We start from the raw sequence: 22389 nt of genomic DNA, 5'->3' as shown, positions 1-22389 counted from the left end.
GCGTCGGGTCCAAGGAACAGTTCGCGATCATCGAGGCGCTGGCCGACAAGCTGGGCGCGGCGGTGGGTGCTTCGCGTGCCGCCGTCGACTCGGGCTATGCGCCGAACGACTGGCAGGTCGGGCAGACGGGCAAGGTGGTGGCGCCCGAGCTTTACGTGGCCGTCGGCATCTCGGGCGCGATCCAGCACCTGGCCGGGATGAAGGACTCGAAGGTCATCGTCGCCATCAACAAGGACGAGGAAGCCCCGATCTTCCAGATCGCCGACTATGGCCTCGTCGGCGACCTGTTCACCGTGGTCCCGGAACTCACCGGAAAGCTGTGACGGGCCTGCACGGCCTTCTGTGAAAGGCACCGTGCGGGACATGCCCCGCACCTGACGGACTCCGCCGGACCACCGGCGGAGTTTTTTTCGTCAGCCCGGAAAGGGATCACCCGGCGCGTTCCGTCCTGATCGGGCGGCCTTCGGAGCGCGGCATCGGGACGGCCTGCCTCTGGACCGTGGAACATGGCAGTCAAACCGGAGCACGCGGCGCCGCCGCGTCATGTGACAGGCCCTTCATATGAGATTGCGCCCTGTATAGGATGATCGCATTCATCCTCGGGAATCGCATGACCAGCAGCCTGTCACTTCAGGAAAAGCCCATCGCCAGCATCGGCGATTCCGTGTTGCAGCAGATCCGCTTCGACATCGTTCGGGGCAGGCTGCAGCCGCGGCAGAGGCTGCGCCTCGAGCGGCTGCGCGAAACCTATGGCGCCAGTGTCACCACGCTGCGCGAGATCCTCAACCGGCTGGTCGCCGAGGGTCTGGTCGTGGCCGAGGGACAGCGTGGCTTCGAGGTCGCCCCGGTCTGCATCGCCGAGCTGCGCGAACTGGCCGAGATGCGCATCATGCTGGAGTCCCACGCCCTGCGCCGGTCGCTGTCCGAAGGCTCGCTGGAATGGGAGGCCGGGGTCGTGTCGGCCCATCACATGCTGCAATCGGTCGAACACGGGCTGATCGGCGGCGACAGCGGCGCGATCGAGACATGGGTGCGGTATGACTGGAATTTCCATCGCGCCACCGTCGCCGCCTGCGACATGCCCGCCCTGATGGCGACGCATGCGAATATCTTCGAGCGCTACCTGCGCTATCACCTGCTGGCGCTGGATTTCCGGGGCGCGGCGGTGGCGAAGGATCACGAGCGGCTGCGCGATCTGGTCATCGCCCGCCAGACCGACGCCACCCTGGTGCTGCTGGAGGCGCATATCCGCGCCGGCATGGAACATATCATCCGCGCCGGAAGGATCCCGGCCTGACGTCAGGCCGCGTCGCGTTCGGCCACCATGTCGCGCAGCAGCCGCACCGCATAGCCGTAACCGCGCGCGCCCGTGCCCGCCATCACCGCCGTCGCCACCGGCGAGACCAGCGACTTGTGATAGATCGCCTCGCGCTTGTGGACATTGCTGATGTGGAACTCGATCAGCGGATGCGGATACATCTTCAGCGCGTCCATCACCGGCACCGAGACGAAGGTCAGCCCGGCGGGGTTGATCAGCAGGGCCGAGGAATCGTCGATCGCCTCGTGGATCCAGTCGATCAGCTGGTATTCGGCATTGGTCTGGCGGAAGACCAGCCCGGCCTCGCCCGCGGCCTCGCGGCAGATCTCCTCGACCTCGGCCAGGGTCGTGCGGCCATAGATTTCCGGTTCGCGCAGGCCCAGGCGGTTCAGGTTGGGGCCGTTCAGGACATGGATCGGTTTCATCGTCTTTGCCTCATCCGCTATAGCCAAACTGCCGGGGCAGCCACAGCGACAGGCCCGGCAGCACCGTAATCAGAAGCAGCGCGACCAGCAGCGCCATCAGGAAGGGCAGCACCTCGCGCACGATCCGGCGCAGCGAACAGCCCGAGATATTGGTCATCACGAACAGCAGCAGCCCATAGGGCGGGGTGATCAGCCCCAGCATGATATTGACCACGCAGACCACGCCGAAATGCACCATGTCGATGCCAAGCGCATTCGCGGTCGGGATCAGCACCGGCACGATGATCAGAAGGATCGTGGTCCCCTCCAGCAGGCAGCCAAGGATCAGCAGCACCGCATTGACCAGCAGCAGGAAAGCCAGCGGCGACAGGTCGAACCCGGTCAGCCAGGCGCTGAGCGTCGAGGGAATGTTCTCGACCGTGACGACATAGTTGAAGACCAGCGCGCCGGCGATCAGCATGCCGATCGAGGTCGTGGTCCTGGCGCTGGACAGCAGCGACGCATAGGCCGAGGACAGGGTGATGCTGCGATAGAGAAAGGCCGAGATCAGCAGCGCGTAAAGCGCGGCGATGGCGGCGGCCTCGGTCGGCGTGGTCGCCCCGCCATAGATGCCGCCCAGTAGAACCACCGGCATCATCAGCGCCGGGAAGGCGTCCAGCGTGACCCTTGGCAATTCGCGCAAGGGCACCGGCTTCTCGACCGGGAAATTCCGGCGCCGGGCGGAAAACACGACGATCACCGCCTGCACCAGCCCCATCAGCAGGCCCGGCACCACGCCCGCCAGGAACAGGAAGCCGATCGAGGCATCCGAGACCAGCGCATAGATCACCATCGGGATCGAGGGCGGGATGATCGGCCCGATCACCGCCGTCGAGGCGGTCAGCGCGGCGGCGAAGGCGGGCGGATACTTGCCGCCCTCGGTCATCATCTTCTGCATCAGCTTGCCTGCCCCGGCGGCATCCGCGATGGCCGAGCCGGACATGCCGGCAAAGACGATGCTCTGCACCACATTGACCAGCGCCAGCCCGCCTGGAAAGCGGCCGACGAAGGCGTTGCAGAAGGCCAGCAGGCGCAGCGTCATCGAGCCGGCATTCATCAGTTCCGCCGCGACGATGAACAGCGGCACCGCCAGCAGGATATAGCTTGAGAACATGCCGTTCAGCAGCTGCTCGGCGGCGGTGCCCATATCGAGCCCGGCCAGCATCAGATAGAGGATCGACGAGGCGATCATGGCGTGACCGATGGGCAGGCCCAGGATGCACAGCAGCACGATGGACAGGATCGACAGGGTGAAGGGGTCGGTCAGGCTCATGTCTGGCCATCCCCGCGCTGAAGTTCGGACAGGCCGCGCCCGCGCACCGCGCAGATGAAGATCCACAGGTACCGGATCAGCACCGCCACCGCGAAGATGATGTAGATCGAGTAGAGCCAGTCATAACGGATATCCAGATAGGACGATTTCTGGACCTTCATGAAGGTCACATAGTCCCAGACCGCCGGCAGCGAGTATCCATAGAGGATCAGCAGCCCGGCCGAGGCCAGCAGCGTCATCACCCGCCGCGCCCTTGGCCCGACCGAGCCATAGACGACGTCAAAGCGGATTTCGTCGGTCTCGCGCAGAACGAAAGCCGCGCCCCACAGCACCACCCACAGCCACATGGTGATGGTCAGTTCGCTCGCCCCGCCCACCGGCAGGTTGAACAGATAGCGCGAGGCGATCTGCACGATGAAGGCGGCGAACATCACCACCAGCATCGCGACCGCGACATTCTCGGCCCGGCGATGCAGCCATCCGCCGATCTTGATCAGCTTGTCCATCGGTCCCTGCCCTGCCCAAAGGATCGCGCCCGATCTGCGACCGGACGCGACGGGTTTCGGATTACATGGCGTTGATGCGGTCCAGCATGCCCTCGGGCCAGTCCTTCGCGATGTCCGAGTCCAGATATTGCTGCTGTGCGAAGACGCGGAAGGCGTCGGTATCCGGGGTCGAGAGCTTCAGCCCCTTCTCCTCGAAGAAGGCCGCCAGTTCCTGCTCGCGCTTCAGATGTTCGGCCTGGCTCCAGTCGATGGCCGCGTCGGCGGCGGCCTGGAAGGCCGTGCGCTGGTCCTCGCTCAGCGCGTCCCAGACCTTCTTCGAGATCACCAGAAGGTCATAGCCGACCAGATGCGAGGTCAGCACGATCTGCTTCATCACCTCGTAGAACTTCATGTTCTCGACATTGGGCAAGGGGTTGTCCTGTCCGTCGATGGCCCCCGTCTGAAGGCCGGTATAGACCTCGGCATAGGCCATCGGCGTCGGGTTCGCGCCCAGCGACTGGCCCAGGAACTGCCAGGCATCGCCGCCGGGCATGCGCAGCTTCACGCCGGACATGTCCGCGGGCGTGGTGATCTGCTTGTCGATGTTCAGCCCGACCTGACGGGTGCCGAAATAGGTCGGACCGAGGATATGGATGCCAAGCTGGTCCTCGGCCATGGCCTTCATCTCGGCGCCGGCCTCGCTGGCGAAGAAGGCGCGCATATGGGCCGCGTCCCGGAACAGATAGGCCGAGGTCAGGATCGAGAAGGCGGGGATCTGCGTTGCGATGTCCTGCGGCGCAACATTGCCCATTTCCAGATTGCCGCGCTGGATGGCGATGATCTCGGTGGTCTGCTTGAACAGCGTGCCCCCGTAATAGATCTCCATCTCGAACTGGTCGCCCACCACGCCGGCAAGCTGCTTCATCATGTCGGCGCGGATGTCCTGTTCGGAAAACACGGCCGAAAACCGCAGCTTGGTCTTGTCCTGTGCCAAGGCCGGCAGCCCGGCCGAGACCGCCGCGGCACTGGCCGCCATGATCCCGATCGCCTTGCGTCGATTGAACATGCGTTCTCCTCCCTGTCGAACGATGAATGCTTATACCGAGACAATAGCATAAGGCTTTTTCAAAATCATACGACATTTCTGCTATCGACGTATGTTACTGAATCATCCCGGTCAGCGCGGGCGAAGGGTTTCCAGCGGAACCCGGCTTTCAGCCGATCCGGGTCATCGGCATCGGGCAAGATGTTCGGGAAATGTCGGGGGCGGATGATTGGCTACCTGATGCCAAGGCACTTCCCCGCCCACGCCAAGGATGACGGGCATCAGGGGAAGAATCGAAACCTTCCAGCCACGGAAAAGACCAAGGCCCCGCCGTAGCCGGGGGGATATGCCCGCATCAATGCGAAGTGGCGCCGAACCGAAGCCTTTCGCGGCGAAACCGCTCGGCCCGCCGGAACGTCCCCGGGCTTGCCGTCGCGCGCTAACTGCCGTGAAGATGCCGCGGGAATTCGATCTTCGGACAGCGGTCCTGAATGACGGTCATACCGCGCGCCCTTGCCCGGCCGGCCGCCGCCTCGTCCCGCACGCCCAGCTGCATCCAGACCACCTTCAGATCGGGCAGATGCGCCAGAGCCTCGTCCACGATCGTGCCGACCGCTTCCGGACGGCGGAAGATATCGACCATCTGCACGCCGGCCTCGGACGGAATCTCCGCCAGATGGCCATAGACGCCCTCGCCCAGGATGGTGCTGCCGGCATGGCCCGGATTGACCGGAATGACCCGGTATCCCTGGGCCTGCAGATAGCGCGCAACCCCCCAGCTTGGCCGCTGCTCATTCGGCGACAGGCCGACCATGGCAATGACACGGGTTTCACGTACGATCCGTGCGATGTCTTCATCGTCCTCGAGATCCAGGTCCATGGTCAGCCTCCCCTCCTCACCCGCAGGTTGCGGGGACCCTGCCACATAAAAGGCGCCCGGTCCAGATTCTGGCCGGGCGCAAGTCGCGGAACGAGGGACAGTGATCCGAACATGACCGTTCCGGGGTCATGTCCTGATCGACAAATGTGCATCACCTGCCCGAAGTTCCAGATCTGTCTCGAAATCGTGATCACGAATCACTCCATCCCGACCGCGGCCGGTGCCTGTTTCAGCCGCAGCCAGCCCTGCCGGGCGGCCGGCAGGATCCGCTGAGGTGCCGACAGGATCGACTGCTCGGCCGCGTCCGAGCGGGTCAGGTACAATCGCTTGCCGATGATGACGAAATGCGTCGGATCGCCTTCGACGCGACGCCCCTCGGCAAGCGCGACGGGGCAGAGCCCGCCAAAGGCCGGCGCATAGGCCCGCGGGTCGGCCTCGAAACGGGCCCGGTTTTCCTCGCTGGAAAAATGCCATTTCTGGCCCTTCCACATCGTCGCGATATCGCTGCGCCCGGGCACTGGCCGGCCGACGCGCGTATAGGACACCGCGTCATACCCCCCCAATGCCCATTCCTGGGCCACAGCCGGCAAGGCCGGGGTCAGACAGAGCAGCAGGACGGTCAGAAGCGATTTCATGTCAGAGCGATTGGCAGCATCAGCCTAGTTGGCAGCCGGCCCGGCGATTCTCAACGCATCAAAGCCGGCTGTCGCAGGGATGTGAACTCAGCCGCGCGCGGCCGCATAGAGGGCGACGGCCGCGGCGTTCGACACGTTGAGCGAGCCAAAATCGGCGGCAAAGGGAATCCGCGCGATGTGATCGCAGCTTTTCAGGGTCAGATCGCGCATTCCCGGCCCCTCGGCCCCCATCACGAGGCAGATCGCCCGCCCCGGCAGATCGGCCAGCAGATCGGGCAGGCTGGTGTCACCGGTCCCGTCAAGCCCGATCAGGGTGAAGCCCATTCCCTTCAGCTGGTTCAGCGCTTCGGCCAGATTGGGAACGCGCAGATAGGGCTGACGCTCAAGCGCACCCGAGGCGGTCTTGGCCAGCGCCCCGGTTTCGGGTGCGGAATGACGCGCCGGGGCAATCACCGCCCGCGCCCCGAACACCTCGGCCGAGCGCAGGATCGCCCCGATATTATGCGGATCGGTGACCCGGTCCAGCGCCACCAGCAGCGGCCGCGCCTCGCCCGGCGCCGCGCGCAGGGCGACCTCGCTGAGGCTTCCCCACCGCAGCGGCTTCACCTCCAGCGCGGCGCCCTGATGGACGCTGTCGGGCGCCAGCGGCACCGTCTTGCCGAATACCCGCGGATCGGTGATCTCGGGCGTCATGCCATGCAGCACGCCCAGCCGGTCCAGCGCATTGCGGGTCACGACCAGCCGCAGCCTCTCGCGCACCGGATTGGCCAGAGCATCGCGCACGGCGTGCAGCCCGAACAGCCAGACCGTCTCGGCGGCGGCGGCACGTCTGGCGCGCTCCTTGTCGATGACCCAGGTGGGTTTTTTCTGCTTGGCAGGGCGTTCGTTCATCTGATCTTCTCTCTGTTGCGTCCTCTCTGCGCGCGGAACGGCCCTTGCGCAAGCCCCGGGAAATCCGCTTGACGCCTCCGATAGGGGGCGATAATCACGCCCCACGCCGAAAGCGACCGGCGGGCGACGTGCTGCAAGGTGCGGCAGCGGACTGTAACTCCGCCGGGGAGACCCATGCCTGGTTCGATTCCAGGGTCGCCCACCATTTTCCAAGAAACTGACAAGACTGGTTTTTTTCACCCGGAAACGGCGTGTTCCGTCTTGCGCATTTGAGGCGCCCGGAAGTTCCAGCCGGACACCGCCCGGCGGGCGACACCAGCCGCATGGGCAGGGCGGCCGCGATCAGCCCCCCTGCCCAGGGGGGGCGAGCCACAAGCCAGGACTCGATCCGACGCGGCAACAGCCGATGACATGAACAGAACTGAACTATCCGTTTCGCCAACTGAGCAGACAATCCGAATCGCGCTATCATCCCTCGGCATGGGAGAGGGGTGTGTTCGGGGAGGCGAGGTTGAAAGGGCGATCCGATGATCGAACTGCTATTCGTCACCTGCCTGGTCGGCGCGCCGGAACAGTGCCGGCACCGCAGCCTTCTGTTTTCCGATGACACCGGCCTGATGACCTGCCTGATCCACGGGCAGACGCAGCTGGCCGGCTGGATTGAGTCCCACCCCACCGAGCATTTGCGCGAATGGCGCTGCCGGATGGGTGGTTCGGAAGGCCTCAGCATCTGACCCGGCGGGTCAGTTCGGGCGGTCGTGGCGCAGCCCTTCGGACGGTTCCTGCGATCCGCCCCTTTCGTTCTGCGCCATCACCGCCCATATTGCGGGACGAACACAACCATACCGAACCAGCCGGTGACGACATGACCATGCTCTTCGAGGGCGCGCAGGACGCGCCGCAAACAGGCGATTTCATCCGGGACGTGACCGAGGCCGATTTCATGGCCGAAGTGGTCGAGAAATCCATGCAGACCCCGGTGATCGTCGATTTCTGGGCGCCGTGGTGCGGCCCCTGCAAGACGCTGGGGCCGCAGCTGGAGGCCGAGGTCGCCCGCCACAAGGGCCGGGTGCGGATGGCCAAGGTCAATGTCGACGAGAACCAGATGATCGCCGGCCAACTGCGGGTGCAGTCGATCCCGACCGTCTATGCCTTCTTCAAGGGCCAGCCGGTCGATGCCTTCCAGGGCGCGCTGCCGCAAAGCCAGATCCGACAGTTCGTCGACAAGCTGGTGGCGCTTGGCGGCGACGACGGCGGCCTGGGTGACGCGCTGACCGCCGCCGAGGCGATGCTTGAGGAAGGCGCCGCCGCCGACGCGGCCGAGACCTTCGCCGCCATCATCGGCGAGGATGCCGAGAATATCGAAGCCTGGGGCGGGCTGATCCGGGCGCATCTGGCGGGCGGCGATGCCGCGGCAGCGGCCGCGGCCCTGCAGCAGGTTCCCGCGGGCATCGCGCAATCCGCCCCGGTCGAGGCGGCCCGCGCCCAGTTGCAGCTGGCGCAGCAGGCCGAAAAGGCCGGCCCGCTGGCTGAATTGCAGGCGGCGGTCGAGGCCAATCCGGGCGATCAGCAGGCGCGGCTGGAACTGGCCCAGGCGCTGCATGCGGCCGGCCGGATCGAAGAAGCCATCGATACGCTCTTGGACAGTTTCCGCCGCGACCGCGACTGGAACGACGGCGCCGCCAAGACCCAGCTTCTGACCATCTTCGACAGTCTCAAGCCGAATGACCCCCTCGGCCAGAAGGGCCGCCGCAAGTTGTCGTCACTGATCTTCGCCTGATGCGGCCGCGTTTCGACCTGCCGGCGCAGATCGCGCTTTTCCCGCTGGAAGGCGCGATCCTGATGCCCCGCGCCCGCCTGCCGCTGCATATCTTCGAGCCGCGCTACCTGCAGATGCTCGAGGATACGCTGAAGACCGAGCACCGGCTGATCGGGATCATCCAGCCCGAGGGGGACGGGCTTGCGATGATCGGCACGGCCGGCCGGGTCGTGGCCTTCTCGGAAACCGATGACGGACGGATGATGATCTCGTTGCGGGCGATATCGCGCTTTCGGCTGGTCGAGATGCAGGAAGGGTTTGCTCCTTATCTGCGCGGCCAGGTCGACTGGGCCTCTTTCCGCCGCGATCTAGGCGGCGCCGAGCGCGATCCGGCTATGGATCGCGCGGCGCTGTTCGGCCTGCTGCGCCGCTACATGGAGGCGCATGACCTGTCCACCGACTGGGACGCCGCCACCCAGGCCGAAGACGAGATGCTGATCAACTCGCTGGCGATGATGCTGCCCTTCTCACCCGGCGACAAGCAGGCGCTGCTCGAGACACCGGCGCTGGCGGACCGGCGCGAACTGCTGCAGGGGTTGATCGAATTCGCGCTGCATGGCGGCGATGACCAGGAGGAGCGGCTGCAATGACCGATGGCCCGAGCGAGCCCGATTTCGACCGCCACATGCTTGAGGCGCTGGTCTGCCCGGTGACCCAGGCGACGCTGTCCTATGACCCAGAGCGCCGGGAACTGGTGTCCAAGGCGGCGGGCCTTGCCTTCCCGATCCGTGCCGGGATCCCGATCATGCTGATCGACGAAGCCCGGCAGTTGAAGGCGGATGACTGACCGCGCCGACATCGGGATGGCAACGGCCCGGCAGTTGCCACGCTGGGTGTCAGGGCTGATCGTGGCCTGCTGCCTGATCGAGTTGCTGCTGCAACTGGCGGCGATGCTGGGCTATCCCGCGGCGCGGCAGGCCGCGATGATGCTGGCCGGGTTCTGGTCGCCGCTGATGTGGGACGGCTATGGCCTCTATCCGGGCCAGTCGCTGCTGATGTTCCTGACCTACGGCATCCTGCATGCCGGGCTGTTGCATCTGGCCATGAACATGATCTCGCTGGCCGTGGTCGCGCGCGAGTTGAACCGGCTGATCGGATCGGGGCGGATGGCGCTGATCTATGTCGCCAGCCAGATCGGCGCGGCGCTGCTGTTCGGCCTGATGCAGCCGCAGGCCGGCCCGATGATCGGCGCCTCGGGCGCGATCTTCGGCATCGCTGCGGCGCTGGTCGGATATGCGGCCATGATCGGCTATCGGCGCGGGCGCCCGATGGGGCAGTTGTGGCGCAGCGTGGCCGTGATCGTGGCGCTGAACGTGGCCATCACCCTGCTTGTTCCCTCGATCGCCTGGCAGGCGCATCTGGGCGGGGCCGCAACCGGACTGCTGATGGGGCTGGCGATGGCGCTGCGCCGCCCGGGCTGATCAGGCCGCGCCGCCGGCATCCTGCCCGGCACCGGCCGCTTCCGGCGGCCCCGCGTCCGGTTCGTCCTCGGCCGCGGCTTCGGTCCCGACCAGACGCCGCAGGGTCGGGCGGAAGGCTTCGGCCCGGGCCCCGGCCAGCGAGGTCGCCATCTCGCCCTGATTCTGCGCCAGATGCTCGACCACCAGCAGATGACCCAGACCGTAGCCCGCCCATTTGCGGATGTCGCCCTTGCCATGAAACCAGCGCGCGTGGTCGTAATCCAGCCGCGCCCATTCGTTCATCGCCTGTCGCGCCAGCCCCGCGGCCGGCCGCATCGCGTCCCAGGGATCGGGCCTGCCACCCAGGACCTGCAGCACGAAATGCCCCGCCAGCCCTTCGCTGACCAGCGCCTCGCCCAGCGAACGGCCGTATCCCGGCCCGTCCCAGCGGATCAGGTGATGCATCTCGCGGACCAGTATCCGGACCAGCAACGCAGGATCGAGCCGATCGGGCCGCAGCGTCACCTCGATCAGCCCCGGCGACGGCGAGCGCGCGCCAAGGCCCCATTCGGCGATCACCTCCGGCCCGGCCTTCGCCACCAGATCGAAAGGCGGCAGATCGGCATGATCCGAGACACGGGCAACGGCCTCGCGCGCGGCGGCCCTGATCTCAGGCAAAACGCGCGTCAGGGCGTGACGCGCGTTCAGAAAATGAATGTTCCAGACTGTCATCGCGGCAGTTTCAGACCTCCGGCACCAGCACCTCGCGCTTGCCGACATGGTTGGCCGAGGAGACGACCCCCTGCTCTTCCATCTGTTCGACCAGCCTTGCCGCCTTGTTATAGCCGATCGCCAGCTTGCGCTGAATATAGGAGGTCGAGCATTTGCGATCTTTCGCCACGATCATCACCGCCTGATCGTAAAGCGCGTCGTCGCTGCCATCACCGCCAAGACCCAGAACCGCGTCGATATCGTCGGCCTTGTCCTCGTCGGGGCCTTCCACCACCCCGGACTTATAGCTGGGCGGGCCGAAGCTCTTCAGATGGGTGACGACCTCCTCGACCTCCTCGTCGCTGACGAAGGGGCCGTGGATGCGGGTGATGCGGGCGCCATTGCCCATGTAGAGCATGTCGCCCTGACCCAGCAGCTGTTCGGCCCCCTGTTCGCCCAGGATCGTGCGGCTGTCGATCTTCGAGGTGACCTGAAAGCTGATCCGGGTCGGGAAGTTCGCCTTGATCGTGCCGGTGATGACATCGACCGAAGGCCGCTGCGTCGCCATGATCAGGTGGATCCCCGAGGCCCGCGCCATCTGCGCCAGACGCTGGATGCAGGCCTCGATCTCCTTGCCGGCGACCATCATCAGGTCGGCCATCTCGTCGACGATGACGACGATATAGGGGAAGGTCTCGGGCTGGAATTCCTCGGTCTCGAAGATCGGCTCGCCGGTATCCTCGTCAAAGCCGGTCTGGACCGTGCGCTTGAACATCTCGTTCTTCGACAGCGCCTCGCGGACGCGGCCGTTATAGCCCTCGATGTTGCGCACGCCCATCTTGGACATGCGGCGGTAACGTTCCTCCATCTCGCCCACGACCCATTTCAGCGCCACGACGGCCTTCTTGGGATCGGTCACGACCGGCGACAGCAGATGCGGGATGCCGTCATAGACCGACAGTTCCAGCATCTTCGGGTCGATCATGATCAGCCGGCATTCATCCGGCGTCAGCTTGTAGAGAAGCGACAGGATCATGGTGTTGATGGCGACGGACTTGCCCGAGCCGGTGGTCCCCGCGATCAGCAGATGCGGCATCTTGGCAAGGTTCGCGACGACCGGATCGCCGCCGATATCCTTGCCGAGCGCCAGCGGCAGCGGCTGGGTACCGTCCCCGAAGGCGCGCGAGGACAGGATCTCGCGCAGAAGCACCTTTTCACGCCGCGCATTGGGCAGTTCGATCCCGATCACGCTGCGGCCCGGCACGGTCGAGACACGCGCCGACAGGGCCGACATCGACCGCGCGATATCGTCGGCCAGACCGATCACCCGACTGGCCTTCAGCCCCGGCGCGGGTTCCAGTTCATAAAGCGTCACCACCGGACCGGGGCGGACCTCGGTGATCTGGCCCTTGACGCCGTAATCGTCCAGAACCGCCTCCAGCATGCGGGCGTTCTCCATCAGCGATTCCTGCGAAATCTGCGAATGGTCGCCATCGCGCGGGGCGGTCAGCAGGGCCAGCGCCGGACGTTCATAGGCTGCGGCATCGTCGTTGAACCGCAGCTCCGGCTCGGCTTCGTCGCGGGCCTGACGCGAGGCCGCCGCGGCAGGCTTGCGCAGCGGCGGCACCACCACGCGGCGGGTTTCGGCGCCGAAGGGTGCGGGCTCGGCCGGTTCGATATCGTCCCCGGCGGCATCGGCTTCGACCGACAGCGGGGGCTCGGTTCGCGCCACCGTCCGCTCGCCATCCCGCGCCAGCCGCGCAGCGACCGCCGCCAGAACCGAGGACTTGCCCGCACGGCTGAGGATCGCGTCGCTGATGCGGCCGCTGACCTCTTCGGCCGAGGGCGCCTCGCCGTCGTAATCGGCATCACGTTCGATCAGTTCCGGCTCGGGCCATTCTTCCTCAAGGACCAGCGGATCGGATTGCGGCTTGCGCCGCGACAAGAGGCCCGACAGTGGCGCGGCCGCGGCCGGCGCGGCGGCGGTGGTGGTGGCAGCTTTGCGTTGGCGCCCCTCGCGGCGCGCGCGCGCCCGCTGTGCCAGACCGGCGGACAGATGCATGCTGCGTCCGACAAGGCGCAGCGCCATGTCACAGGCGGTCAGCAGCCCGATGAAGAACCGCCGCCAGACGGCGCGCAGCTCGGCCCGGTCGAAGCCGAGGACGAAGACCGCGAAGGCCACCATGCCGGCCGCCGCGATCAGGCCCGCCAGGCGGATGCCGATCTGCGCCTTGACCGGGATCAGGTTCAGCATGGCGCCCATCACCATGTCGCCGAAATGACCGCCCAGCCCGTAATTCTGCTGCCATTCCAGCGGCGGCGTCAGCGTGCTGCAATAGACCGAGACCAGCGCCATCGCCAGCGGCGTGAACAGGCCGCGCATGATCCGCTCTTCGCCCCTGTGCAGCATCAGCCGCAGGCCCCAGACAAGGGCCGCGACAACCAGCATCCAGGCGCCATAGCCCGCGATCATCATCAGCGGCGAGGCGACATAGGCCCCAAGGCTGCCCAGAAGATTGCCCGCCGGGGCATCGGTGGCCGACAGGAAGCTGGGATCGTCGGCCGACCAGCTGCCCAGCATCATCCCGATCAGCACGCCCAGCACCACCAGCCCGGCCCCGGCCAGTTCCTTGCCGCGCCGTTCCAGCGCCGCCTGGGTATTCTGGTCGAACAGCGGATCGCGCGGTTTCGCCTGCCAGCTTGCCATCCCGTTATCCTTCCCTGCACTCAAACGTCATCGTACAATACCTCGCGCAGCCGGGTCAGTGCCGCCTCGGTCTGCGGCGCATCCGCGACCAGCGCCACCCGGATGAACCCGCGGCCGGGGTTCCCACCCTCGACCTCGCGCGACAGATAGGTGCCAGGCAGGACCTGAATGCCCGCCCGCGCCCACAGCCTTTTTGCCGCTTCCTCGCCGTCCTCGACCGGCAGCCACAAGAAGAACCCGCCCTCGACCGGGCGATAGCCCGGAACGTTGCCCAGAACCCTGTCGGCGATCTCGTATTTCTGCTGATAGAGCGCCCGGCTGGCCGTCACATGCGCCTCGTCCCGCCAGGCCGCGGCGCTGATCGCCTGTGCCGGCAATGACAGCGGCGCGCCGGCATAGCTGCGCAGCCGCCGGATCTGGACGATGTTTTCGGCGCTGCCGGCCACGAAGCCCGAGCGCAGCCCCGGCAGGTTCGAGCGTTTGGACAGCGAGTTGAACATCATCACCCGGTCGGCCAGACCCATCGACTGCGCCACCGCCAGGGCGCCGGGCGGCGGCGCGTCGCGATAGATCTCGGAATAGCATTCATCGGCGAAGATCAGGAAATCATGCCGTTCGGCCAGACCGATCAGCCGTTCGAGATAGTCCCGGCCCGCAATCGCCCCCTGCGGATTGGCGGGTGAGCAGAGATAGGCGACCGCGGTGCGGTCCAGAATTTCGGCGGGCAGCGCGGCATAGTCGGGCAGGTTGCCGGTCCCCGGGGTGGCCGGCGCGAAGACCGGATCGGCCGCAACCGCCGCCGCCGCAACCGCATAGACCTGATAGAACGGGTTCGGCACCAGCACCGCCGGGCGCTGGCCGTTCTTCCGTTCGGGACACAGTGCCAGCGCGGCATTGAACAGCCCCTCACGGGTGCCGTTCAGCGCCATGATCCGCTCGGGCGCGACATCGAGGCCGTGGCGCGCCCGCAGCCAGCCGCCGATGGCCGCCAGCAGATCGGCCGTGCCCTCATTGCTGGGATATTTAGCGAATTCGCCGATATGCTGCGCCATGATCGGGGCGACGAAATCGGGCATGGCGTGGCGCGGCTCGCCGATGGTCAGCACCATCGGAGCCTCGCCGGCCCGCAGGCCCGGCTCGATTCCCTTCAGCAGCGCCCGCAGGCGCGGGAACGCGTAATCCGGCAGGTTCGAAAACCGCTCGGGGATTGCCATGACTGCCTCGCTTTCGGGGTCTTCGGCCCCGTTATTGCCCCAAACTTAGCGTGAACACGGGCTTGCGTCCAGCGAAAGCCGGGGAAATCCCGCCCGGGTGATGCAGCGGCGACTCAGCCGCGGGCCGGCCGGCTCCGTCTCCACGTCCCTCATCGGCTAGCGGCGGGACCACTGCTTGTTCAGCTGATACAGCTGGGTGAGATAGGCCACGATATTCGCCGTGTCATTCAGCCCGGCAATGCCATGCGCGCCAATCCCGAAGTCGCTGGTGTCGCGCATCTCCATCACCGCGCCCCGGTCGCCGTGAATGTTCTCGGGCGCGATCTCGTTGCTCCACGGGTTCTTCATGGCCAGGAACACGAGGTCGGTGCCGCCGGCCAGAACCGAATTGACCCAGGCACCCGCATAGACGGGCGCGGTCCCGAAGGTGATCCCGTCGAAAACCTCGTCACCCGGCGCCCGTCCGCAGCGATTCAGCACGAAATTGGCGATATTCGCGCGCCGCCCGGGATTGCCCAGCATGCTGGCCGGGTAGGATTTGCCAATGATGGAATTGCGCACCGATGACAGCATCGACTTGTACATCATCGTCGTGAAGTTCTTGCGATAGCCGCCCCGGCCGGCATTGGCAGCACCGGTCAGCAGGTAGTTGCAGATCAACACCATCAGCCCCTGCATGTCCCGGTATCCCGACCGCGACCGGTGCCGGCGCTTGGGATAGGCGGCATGAATATCGGCCATGATCTGGTTGGCCGTCGCCTCGGCGGGCTGTGCGCCCTGTGCGATGCGGTCATGGCGGACATGGCCCGCAAATCCGCCCGCCTGGGTCTCGTTGGCAAAGATGTTGCCGATTGCGCTGAGCTTGATGCCCATCGTCGCCTGCGGTGCGAAGCGGTTCCAATGCGCGCCGCCGTCGCCTCCGGGCGGAATCCCGATCCGGACATCCAGACCCGATCCGGGCGGGCCGACATTGGGCGCGTTCTGGACCTGCGCATGATTGGCCTGGGCATAGCCCTCGAGCGCCTGCAGATCGTTCACCCATGTCGTCGCCAGGTTCTGGAAGGTCGCCTGTGGCAGGCGGTCATCCAGCGGATCGGTGACGAATTCCACGATATTCCATTCCGTATAGTTCTCGAGCGCCGTCTGCGCATGGCCCGGCACGTGATCGACCATCAGCTTGCCCCCCGGAAACGGGGCTTCGAGATTGTCATTGTCGAGGGGACCATAGGAAACCGGCGCTCCGCCACCGCCGCCAATCTGCTCGGCCAGTGGAATACCGGTTTCCAGTTCGAAGCCGATCCGCCTCTGGACCACGCCTGTCCGTGCGACCGCAGGCATGGCAGCCGCCGCCACGGGCAGGCTGCCCGCCTGCGCGCCTGCCGCACCGCGATCCGCACGGGACTGGACAGCCTGCAAGCTCTGCACGGCCGGCGACATCCGGGCCAGTTCCTTCAATTGCGCCAGGGCCGAAGCCCGCGAGGCAGAACCTAACCGCCCGCCCTGGCCTGCATGTCCCTGCGCCTCGAATCTGCGGGCAGGTGGCATCATCTGTCGTCGCGCCGTCGTCATATCCGCACCGACCATCCCGGCTCTTTCCGAACCTCGCCAACAGTTGCCCCGAAGGATAATGCGACTTCGTCAGCCGGACAAGAACAACCGCCGTCAGTTGACCCCGAGTGCAGCTTCGGCGCCCGCGGCCACGCGCAGCAGGTGCCGGTCGCGCCCGGCATGGCCCATCAGCATGATCCCGCAGCCGCGATGGCCGGTGGGCAGGGTGACGGCGGGCAGGCCCAGCAGATTGGCGATCCGGGTGTTGCGCAGGGTCAACAGGTTGGCGCGGACGAAATAATCCTCTTCCGCCAAGAGCCGCGCGGCGTCCGGCGGCAGGATCGGCACCGTCGGCAGCAGCACCGCGTCATAACTCGAAGCCACCTCCTTGATCCATTTGCGGCGAATGCGGACCAGCTGCTCCCATGCGGCGACATATTCGGGGCCGCTGACCTCGGCGCCGCCGCGGAACCGGTCGAGGATCGGCTGCCACATCAGTTCCGGCGCATCCTCGATCTGCGCGCGCCAGATGCCATAGGCCTCGGGCGCGAAAAGCTGCGGCGACAACGCCATCGCCTGATCCAGCCAGTCGGTGGTGACATGGGTCAGGCTGGCGCCGGCACGGGCCAGCCGCTCGAGCGCGCTCTGAAAGGCCGCCAGCGGGGCCGGCTCGGCCTCATCAAGGGGCAGGCCGTCCAGCACCATCAGCCGCAGTCCTCTGGCCGTCGCGTCGTGGAGATCGGCCGCCTTGCCGCCGGCGATCACCGCCAGCAGTTCGGCGCAATCCTCGACACAATGCGCGATGGGGCCGACGACATCGAACTTGCGGCACAGCGGCACCACACCCTTTTCCGGCACCGAGTCATGGCTGGGCTTGAAGCCGACCAGCCCGTTCCAGGCCGCCGGCACCCGGAGCGAGCCGCCGGTATCCGAGCCGATCGCCGCCGCCGCCAGCCCCAGTGCCACCGACACCGCCGCCCCCGAGGACGACCCCCCCGGCGCCAGCGCCGGGTCCAGCGCGTTGGGCGGCGTGGCCGTGTTCGGGTTCAGGCCAAGGCCGGAAAAGGCCAGTTCGGTCATATGCGTCTTGCCGAGGCAGACCAGCCCTTCGCGGGCCGCGCGCGACAGCACGATGGCATCCTTGCGCGGCACCCGCCCCTCCAGCAGCCGCGAGCCGGCTTCGGTCCGGGTGCCACCGCTGTCGATATTGTCCTTCCAGCTGATCGCCACGCCGTCGAGGATACCGTGCCGCGTCTCACCCTTGGCGCGATCATGGGCGGCGACCGACTCCGAGCGGGCCCGCGCCTCGGTGATGCGGGCATAGATGCGGCGGCCATAGGGATGCTTGCGCGCCGCCTCGAGATAGGCCTCGGTCTGGTCGATCGGGTCCAGAAGCCCGGCCATGATCGCCCTGCCCTGCCGAACCGCCGGCGCGCGCAGCCAGTCCACCATGCTCAGAAATCCACCGCGAGGCCGTTCTTCTCGTAGTCACCGAAACGCACCGGTTCCGGACCGTCACGGCCGCCATATTCGGTGGGCAGCGGCGCGCGGGCCTCGGCGGCCCGGCGGCGTTCGGCGGCCTCGGCCAGGGCGCGGCGCGCGGCGGGCGGCAGGTCGGGGCGGTCGTTTTCTGCTGGATCACTCATGGAAACATCCCCTGATAGGGCTTATGGCTCTGTCGCAGTCTCGAACAAGACTTAGGCGAAGGAAAGCGTTTTGGCAAAGCCGGGAACCGATCAGGCGCGGAAAGGCGCGCTGCGCCTGCTGCAGGGGGTGCGCGACGGGTTGTCGCTGTCCGATCAGGCGGGAGCGCTGAAAGCGCTGCCGGCCGTGGACCAGGCCCGCGCCGCGCGGCTGGCGGCCGAGGTCCTGCGCCACCGGGATCGCGCCGATGCGGTGCTGTCGACCCATGTCAACCGCAAGCCGGCGCCGCAGATCGCCGACGTGCTGCGGCTGGCCACGGTCGAGATGCTGGAACTGGGCGGGGCCGCCTACGGCGTCGTCGATGCGGCGGTCTCGCTGACCCGCGGGCTGGGCCGGCGCGGGCAGGCCGCGACCGGGATGGTGAACGCCGTGCTGCGCAAGGTGGCGCAGCATCAGGGTTGGGCCGAACTGCCGCCACAGCGCCTGCCGGACTGGCTGCGCGGGCCGGTCGTGGCCACCTGGGGCGAGGATGCCGCCCTGGCCATCGAGGCTGCCCATCAGGCCGGTGCGCCGCTGGACCTGACGCCCAAGCCCGGCGCAGCACAGGTCGAGGGCGCCGAGCCCTTGCCCACCGGCTCGCTGCGTCTGCGCGGGCCGGTTCAGGTCTCGGCCCTGCCGGGCTTTGCCGAAGGCGACTGGTGGGTGCAGGACGCCGCCGCCGCGCTGCCCGTGCGGTTGCTGGATCCGCAACCGGGCGAACGGATCGCCGATCTCTGCGCCGCGCCGGGCGGCAAGACCCTGCAACTCGCTGCCGTCGGGGCACGGGTCACTGCGGTGGATGTCAGCCCCACCCGGCTGAAGCGGGTGGCCGAGAACCTGCGCCGCTGCCGGCTTGCCGCCGATCTCGTGGCCGCCGATGTCCTGGACTGGCGGCCCGACACGCCGCTGGACGCGATTCTGCTGGACGCGCCCTGTTCGGCCACCGGCACGATCCGTCGCCATCCCGACCTGCCGTTCCTGCGCGACGGCTCGGGCCTGGCGGATCTGACCGGATTACAGGCGCGGCTGATCGATCATGCGCTGACGCTGCTCCCCCCGGGCGGGCGGCTGGTCTATGCGGTCTGTTCGCTGCTGCCCGATGAAGGCGAGGCGCAGATCGCTGCGGCACTGGCCCGCCATCCCAGGCTGACGGTCGAGGCGCCCGGCCTGCCGGGGATCGAACCCGGATGGATCACCCCCGAGGGCGGGCTGCGCCTGCGCCCCGATTACTGGCCGGACCGCGGCGGGATGGACGGATTCTTCATGGCCCGGCTGCGCCGGCCCGCCGACGGCTGAACGCCCGCCGGCGGCGGCTACGCCGCCTCGCCCTCGGGGGAGGGCGGCGGCAGTTCCGCCCCGATGAGGCCGGCGGCGTCCTCGACCCGGCTCAGCAACCCGCGCTCGAGTGCGGCCAGATCCTCGCAGCCGGTCTCGCGCAGCAGAAACTCCTGACCGCCGAGACCGATCTCATCCATGTCCAGCGGCTGTTCGGTCAGCAACCGCCCCGAGGCACGCAGTCGCCACAGGAACCGCCAGACGGAGGCAAGCCGCTCGGCCGCCTCGCGCGGCAGCAGCCCGGCCCGCGCCCCGGCCCGCAGTTGCGCCAGCGTCGCCCGCGCCGGATCGCCCGCACGCAGGGCACAGGACTGGGCCAGCAACTCGATATCCTGCAGCCGGCCGGGGCCGATCTTGCCATCCCAGTCGCCATCCGGGGCCTTGGCGGCGAAAATCCGGGCGCGCATCCCGGCCAGGTCGGGCATGATCCGCCGGTCGCCGCTGTGATGGCGCAACACCTGCAGCCGCAGCGCCTCGACCCGGTCGGCCAGTTCCCCGGCCGCGGCCCCGGCGCCCGCGACGATCCGCGCCCGCGTCAGCGCCAGATGCTCCCATGTCCAGGCCTCGGCCATCTGGTAGTTCTCGAAGCTCTGCACCGAGGTCGCCACCGGCCCCTGCCGCCCCGATGGTCGCAGCCGCATATCGACCTCGTAAAGCCGGCCGGCGGCAGTCAGGGCCGAAACCGCCGTGATCATCGCCTGGGTCAGCCTGGCATAATAGGGCCGCGTGGCCAGCGGGCGCGGGCCGTCGGAACTGTCGATCCCGCCCGCGTCATAGATCACGATCAGGTCGAGATCCGAGCCCGCATTCAGCATCCGCGCCCCAAGCGAACCCATGCCAAGGACCACCGCCCCGAATCCCGGCGCCGGGCCGTGGCGGCGGGCGAAATCCGCCGCCGTCACCGGAAACAGCGCCGCCACGCAGGCGTCGGCCAGATCGGCATATTGCAGCCCCGCCTCATCGGCATCGATCAGCCCGCGCAGATGATGCACGCCGATGCGAAAATGCCATTCATGCGCCCAACGCCGCGCCGCATCCAGCGCCGCCTCATAGCCACCGCCGGCAGCCATCAGGGCCGAATCCAAGACCTCCGCCAGCCCCTCGCGCAGCCCCGTCATCCCCGGCCAGGGCGCGAAGAAGCTGCCGCCCAGAACCGCGTCCAGCACCGCCGGATGCCGCGCCAGATAGGCGGCCAGCCCCGGCGCGGTTCCGCAGATATCGACGATCAGTTCGATCAGCTGCGGATTGGCCTCGAACAGCGAGAACAGCTGCACCCCGGCCGGCAGACCGGCAAGGAAGCTGTCGAAACGCGCCAGCGCCTCGTCCGGATGACCGGTCCGTGCCATCCGGGTCAGCAGTTCCGGCTCGACCCGCTTGAAGATCTGCTGCGCGCGGGCCGAGCGCAGCGCGGCATAGCCCTGCCAGCGGTCGATGATTTCGCGCGCCTCGGGCGACATCTCGGGGCGCGCGCCCGTCTCGCCCGGCGCGAAGAAGGATTCGGTCAGGTCATGCACCCGTTCCAGCCGCGCCTTCAGCCGCGCCGACCAGGCGTCGACATCGGCCTCGCCCATCATCGCGGCGATCACGGCCAGACCCTCGCGGTCCTTCGGCAGGCTGTGGGTCTGGGCGTCGTTCACCATCTGGATGCGGTGTTCGATATCGCGGTGCTGCCGATAGTGATCGGTCAGTTCGCGCGCGATCTCATCCGAGGTCCAGCCCTTCGCGGCCAGCGCGGCCAGCCCGCCCACGGTGTCGCGGCTGCGCAGATCCGGATCGCGGCCGCCGGCGATCAACTGCCGTGTCTGGGTGAAGAACTCGATCTCGCGGATCCCGCCGCGGCCCAGCTTCATGTTGTGGCCCGGCACCTCGAGCCGGCCGCCCAGCCCCTTGTGGTCGCGGATCCGCAGCCGCATGTCATGGGCGTCCTGAATGGCAGCGAAATCCAGGTGCTTGCGCCAGACGAAGGGTCGCAGCTCGTGCAGGAAACGCTCGCCCGCCGCGATGTCGCCCGCGACCGCGCGCGCCTTGATGAAGGCCGCGCGCTCCCATGTCCGGCCCTCGGCCTCGTAATAGGCCAGCGCGGCGGCGGCCGAGATGCAGACCGGCGTCACCGCCGCGTCGGGGCGCAGGCGCAGGTCGGTGCGAAAGACATAGCCATGTTCGGTCAGATCCGACAGCGTCGCGGCCATCTTGCGGGTAGCGCGGATCAGCGCCGCGCGGGCCTCGTGCTGATCGGCCTCGGCATAGGCGCTGTCGTCATAGAACACGATCAGGTCGATATCCGAGCTGTAGTTCAGCTCGCGCGCACCGCCCTTGCCCATGGCCAGCGCGAAGACACCGCCCACCTCGGCATCCGATTCCGGCAGCTTGCCGCGCCGCGCCTCATGCGCGACATGCACCCTGAGGGCCAGATCGACCGCCCGGTCAGCCAGATCGGACAGCGCGCCGGTCACCCGCTCCAGCGGCCAGACCCCGCCCAGATCGGCCAGCGCACAGCGCAGCGCCACCCGCCGTTTGGCCCGGCGCAGCCCGACGCCCAGATCGGCCGCATCGAGATCCGCGAAACCCTCCGTCTCGCGGCCCACCACGTCGTCATGATCCAGCCAGCCCGAGCGCAGCCAGTCGGCCTCGATCTCGATCAGCCCGGCCAGAAAGGGGCTGCAACCGGCAGTGGCCGCCAGAAGCCCGGTCAACTGCGCCGGCTGACCGCCGAACAGGTCGCGGATATGACCGGCACGGTCCGGATCGGCCGGCAGCGGCAGGCGGGTGATGGCGGCATCGAAGCTCATGCCCGCCACAGTAGAGCAAGCCCCTGCGCCGTCAACGCATGTGACATTGCGTGAGACGGACGGTTCCGACCCATTCCCGGCTTGGCGCATCAGGAATTCATTGCTAGGCTTCGCATCGGATCCACTGCCGGGTGAAACGGGACTCTCAAGCACGCGCATGATCAGATGTGACAGCTTCAGACTGGGCGCGAG

22 protein-coding genes and 1 tRNA gene are annotated in these 22389 nt (G+C 67.4%); 9 read left to right on the top strand and 14 right to left on the bottom strand.

Annotation, left to right across the window (positions count from 1 at the left end; translation table 11 throughout):
* Together KNW02_RS15125 and KNW02_RS15120 are read left to right on the top strand one after the other, a co-directional pair.
* Nucleotides 1-323 (top strand): electron transfer flavoprotein subunit alpha/FixB family protein (locus tag KNW02_RS15125; RefSeq protein WP_216034119.1); only part of this gene is annotated, 323 nt, incomplete at its 5' end.
* A 287-nt stretch (nucleotides 324-610) separates the two neighbouring features.
* The gene (locus tag KNW02_RS15120; protein WP_216034118.1) at nucleotides 611-1297 is read left to right on the top strand and encodes a GntR family transcriptional regulator; all 687 of its coding nucleotides are present in this window, start codon (nucleotides 611-613) and stop codon (nucleotides 1295-1297) included.
* Nucleotides 1298-1299: 2 nt separating this feature from the next.
* Here the strand turns inward: KNW02_RS15120 and KNW02_RS15115 are convergent, their stop codons facing one another.
* From KNW02_RS15115 to rlmB, 7 genes are all read right to left on the bottom strand, one after another.
* Complete coding sequence (locus tag KNW02_RS15115; protein ID WP_216034117.1) at nucleotides 1300-1743, bottom strand: type II 3-dehydroquinate dehydratase; 444 nt, start codon at nucleotides 1741-1743, stop codon at nucleotides 1300-1302.
* A 10-nt stretch (nucleotides 1744-1753) separates the two neighbouring features.
* Complete coding sequence (locus KNW02_RS15110) at nucleotides 1754-3055, bottom strand: TRAP transporter large permease (RefSeq protein ID WP_216034116.1); 1302 nt, start codon at nucleotides 3053-3055, stop codon at nucleotides 1754-1756.
* The gene (locus KNW02_RS15105) at nucleotides 3052-3561 is read right to left on the bottom strand and encodes a TRAP transporter small permease (RefSeq protein WP_216034115.1); all 510 of its coding nucleotides are present in this window, start codon (nucleotides 3559-3561) and stop codon (nucleotides 3052-3054) included. Before KNW02_RS15105 ends, KNW02_RS15110 begins: the two co-directional genes overlap by 4 nt.
* Nucleotides 3562-3622: 61 nt before the next feature.
* A complete protein-coding gene (gene dctP / locus KNW02_RS15100; RefSeq protein ID WP_216034114.1) occupies nucleotides 3623-4606 on the bottom strand; it encodes a TRAP transporter substrate-binding protein DctP in 984 nt (327 codons plus the stop codon).
* A 418-nt stretch (nucleotides 4607-5024) separates the two neighbouring features.
* The gene (locus tag KNW02_RS15095) at nucleotides 5025-5465 is read right to left on the bottom strand and encodes a CoA-binding protein (protein ID WP_216034113.1); all 441 of its coding nucleotides are present in this window, start codon (nucleotides 5463-5465) and stop codon (nucleotides 5025-5027) included.
* A 197-nt stretch (nucleotides 5466-5662) separates the two neighbouring features.
* The gene (locus tag KNW02_RS15090) at nucleotides 5663-6100 is read right to left on the bottom strand and encodes a YHS domain-containing (seleno)protein (protein ID WP_216034112.1); all 438 of its coding nucleotides are present in this window, start codon (nucleotides 6098-6100) and stop codon (nucleotides 5663-5665) included.
* An 87-nt stretch (nucleotides 6101-6187) separates the two neighbouring features.
* Nucleotides 6188-6991 (bottom strand): 23S rRNA (guanosine(2251)-2'-O)-methyltransferase RlmB, encoded by an 804-nt coding sequence (rlmB, locus tag KNW02_RS15085; RefSeq protein WP_216034111.1) that lies wholly within the window; start codon nucleotides 6989-6991, stop codon nucleotides 6188-6190.
* A 121-nt stretch (nucleotides 6992-7112) separates the two neighbouring features.
* Between rlmB and KNW02_RS15080 the strand changes: the two genes are divergently transcribed.
* The 6 genes from KNW02_RS15080 (at nucleotide 7113) to KNW02_RS15055 (ending at nucleotide 10231) form a co-directional block, all read left to right on the top strand.
* Nucleotides 7113-7196, top strand: a tRNA-Tyr gene (locus KNW02_RS15080).
* Between the two features lie 322 nt (nucleotides 7197-7518).
* Nucleotides 7519-7725, top strand: coding sequence for a hypothetical protein (locus KNW02_RS15075; protein ID WP_216034110.1), 207 nt, complete (start codon nucleotides 7519-7521; stop codon nucleotides 7723-7725).
* A gap of 137 nt (nucleotides 7726-7862) precedes the next feature.
* Nucleotides 7863-8771 (top strand): thioredoxin, encoded by a 909-nt coding sequence (trxA, locus tag KNW02_RS15070; protein ID WP_431356763.1) that lies wholly within the window; start codon nucleotides 7863-7865, stop codon nucleotides 8769-8771.
* Nucleotides 8771-9400 carry an LON peptidase substrate-binding domain-containing protein gene (locus KNW02_RS15065; RefSeq protein WP_216034108.1) on the top strand — a complete coding sequence of 210 codons (630 nt, stop codon included), beginning with the start codon at nucleotides 8771-8773 and terminating at the stop codon, nucleotides 9398-9400. Before trxA ends, KNW02_RS15065 begins: the two co-directional genes overlap by 1 nt.
* Nucleotides 9397-9597 (top strand): Trm112 family protein, encoded by a 201-nt coding sequence (locus KNW02_RS15060; protein WP_216034107.1) that lies wholly within the window; start codon nucleotides 9397-9399, stop codon nucleotides 9595-9597. The genes KNW02_RS15065 and KNW02_RS15060 overlap by 4 nt, the downstream gene beginning before the upstream one ends.
* Nucleotides 9590-10231 (top strand): rhomboid family intramembrane serine protease, encoded by a 642-nt coding sequence (locus KNW02_RS15055; RefSeq protein WP_216034106.1) that lies wholly within the window; start codon nucleotides 9590-9592, stop codon nucleotides 10229-10231. Before KNW02_RS15060 ends, KNW02_RS15055 begins: the two co-directional genes overlap by 8 nt.
* Here KNW02_RS15055 and KNW02_RS15050 read toward each other — a convergent pair whose 3' ends face one another.
* From KNW02_RS15050 to KNW02_RS15025, 6 genes are all read right to left on the bottom strand, one after another.
* Nucleotides 10232-10888 carry a DUF2268 domain-containing putative Zn-dependent protease gene (locus tag KNW02_RS15050; protein ID WP_216034105.1) on the bottom strand — a complete coding sequence of 219 codons (657 nt, stop codon included), beginning with the start codon at nucleotides 10886-10888 and terminating at the stop codon, nucleotides 10232-10234.
* A 64-nt stretch (nucleotides 10889-10952) separates the two neighbouring features.
* Nucleotides 10953-13628 carry a DNA translocase FtsK gene (locus KNW02_RS15045; RefSeq protein WP_216034104.1) on the bottom strand — a complete coding sequence of 892 codons (2676 nt, stop codon included), beginning with the start codon at nucleotides 13626-13628 and terminating at the stop codon, nucleotides 10953-10955.
* Nucleotides 13629-13648: 20 nt separating this feature from the next.
* The gene (locus KNW02_RS15040; protein WP_216034103.1) at nucleotides 13649-14842 is read right to left on the bottom strand and encodes an aminotransferase class I/II-fold pyridoxal phosphate-dependent enzyme; all 1194 of its coding nucleotides are present in this window, start codon (nucleotides 14840-14842) and stop codon (nucleotides 13649-13651) included.
* Between the two features lie 156 nt (nucleotides 14843-14998).
* Nucleotides 14999-16279, bottom strand: coding sequence for a hypothetical protein (locus KNW02_RS15035; protein WP_216034102.1), 1281 nt, complete (start codon nucleotides 16277-16279; stop codon nucleotides 14999-15001).
* 225 nt (nucleotides 16280-16504) lie between these two features.
* On the bottom strand, nucleotides 16505-17839 hold the full coding sequence (locus tag KNW02_RS15030; RefSeq protein WP_431356762.1) for an amidase: 1335 nt from the start codon (nucleotides 17837-17839) through the stop codon (nucleotides 16505-16507).
* Nucleotides 17840-17844: 5 nt separating this feature from the next.
* A complete protein-coding gene (locus tag KNW02_RS15025; RefSeq protein WP_216034100.1) occupies nucleotides 17845-18036 on the bottom strand; it encodes a DUF1674 domain-containing protein in 192 nt (63 codons plus the stop codon).
* 70 nt (nucleotides 18037-18106) lie between these two features.
* Between KNW02_RS15025 and KNW02_RS15020 the strand changes: the two genes are divergently transcribed.
* Nucleotides 18107-19369 (top strand): RsmB/NOP family class I SAM-dependent RNA methyltransferase, encoded by a 1263-nt coding sequence (locus KNW02_RS15020; RefSeq protein WP_216034099.1) that lies wholly within the window; start codon nucleotides 18107-18109, stop codon nucleotides 19367-19369.
* A gap of 17 nt (nucleotides 19370-19386) precedes the next feature.
* Here the strand turns inward: KNW02_RS15020 and KNW02_RS15015 are convergent, their stop codons facing one another.
* On the bottom strand, nucleotides 19387-22197 hold the full coding sequence (locus KNW02_RS15015) for a [protein-PII] uridylyltransferase family protein (protein WP_216034098.1): 2811 nt from the start codon (nucleotides 22195-22197) through the stop codon (nucleotides 19387-19389).
* Nucleotides 22198-22389: the final 192 nt, after the last annotated feature.

This window comes from Paracoccus marinaquae, assembly GCF_018860165.1.
Taxonomy (GTDB): Bacteria; Pseudomonadota; Alphaproteobacteria; order Rhodobacterales; family Rhodobacteraceae; genus Paracoccus; species Paracoccus marinaquae.
Note: the sequence above shows the minus strand (reverse complement) of the source record. Positions and strands in the feature narration are given on the sequence as shown.

Coding starts and splice junctions, on each gene's coding strand:
- KNW02_RS15120 (WP_216034118.1), top strand. CDS start 611: ATGACCAGCAGCCTGTCACTTCAGGAAAAGCCCATCGCCAGCATCGGC.
- KNW02_RS15115 (WP_216034117.1), bottom strand. CDS start 1,743: ATGAAACCGATCCATGTCCTGAACGGCCCCAACCTGAACCGCCTGGGC.
- KNW02_RS15110 (WP_216034116.1), bottom strand. CDS start 3,055: ATGAGCCTGACCGACCCCTTCACCCTGTCGATCCTGTCCATCGTGCTG.
- KNW02_RS15105 (WP_216034115.1), bottom strand. CDS start 3,561: ATGGACAAGCTGATCAAGATCGGCGGATGGCTGCATCGCCGGGCCGAG.
- dctP (WP_216034114.1), bottom strand. CDS start 4,606: ATGTTCAATCGACGCAAGGCGATCGGGATCATGGCGGCCAGTGCCGCG.
- KNW02_RS15095 (WP_216034113.1), bottom strand. CDS start 5,465: ATGGACCTGGATCTCGAGGACGATGAAGACATCGCACGGATCGTACGT.
- KNW02_RS15090 (WP_216034112.1), bottom strand. CDS start 6,100: ATGAAATCGCTTCTGACCGTCCTGCTGCTCTGTCTGACCCCGGCCTTG.
- rlmB (WP_216034111.1), bottom strand. CDS start 6,991: ATGAACGAACGCCCTGCCAAGCAGAAAAAACCCACCTGGGTCATCGAC.
- KNW02_RS15075 (WP_216034110.1), top strand. CDS start 7,519: ATGATCGAACTGCTATTCGTCACCTGCCTGGTCGGCGCGCCGGAACAG.
- trxA (WP_431356763.1), top strand. CDS start 7,863: ATGCTCTTCGAGGGCGCGCAGGACGCGCCGCAAACAGGCGATTTCATC.
- KNW02_RS15065 (WP_216034108.1), top strand. CDS start 8,771: ATGCGGCCGCGTTTCGACCTGCCGGCGCAGATCGCGCTTTTCCCGCTG.
- KNW02_RS15060 (WP_216034107.1), top strand. CDS start 9,397: ATGACCGATGGCCCGAGCGAGCCCGATTTCGACCGCCACATGCTTGAG.
- KNW02_RS15055 (WP_216034106.1), top strand. CDS start 9,590: ATGACTGACCGCGCCGACATCGGGATGGCAACGGCCCGGCAGTTGCCA.
- KNW02_RS15045 (WP_216034104.1), bottom strand. CDS start 13,628: ATGGCAAGCTGGCAGGCGAAACCGCGCGATCCGCTGTTCGACCAGAAT.
- KNW02_RS15040 (WP_216034103.1), bottom strand. CDS start 14,842: ATGGCAATCCCCGAGCGGTTTTCGAACCTGCCGGATTACGCGTTCCCG.
- KNW02_RS15035 (WP_216034102.1), bottom strand. CDS start 16,279: ATGTCGCCGGCCGTGCAGAGCTTGCAGGCTGTCCAGTCCCGTGCGGAT.
- KNW02_RS15025 (WP_216034100.1), bottom strand. CDS start 18,036: ATGAGTGATCCAGCAGAAAACGACCGCCCCGACCTGCCGCCCGCCGCG.
- KNW02_RS15015 (WP_216034098.1), bottom strand. CDS start 22,197: ATGAGCTTCGATGCCGCCATCACCCGCCTGCCGCTGCCGGCCGATCCG.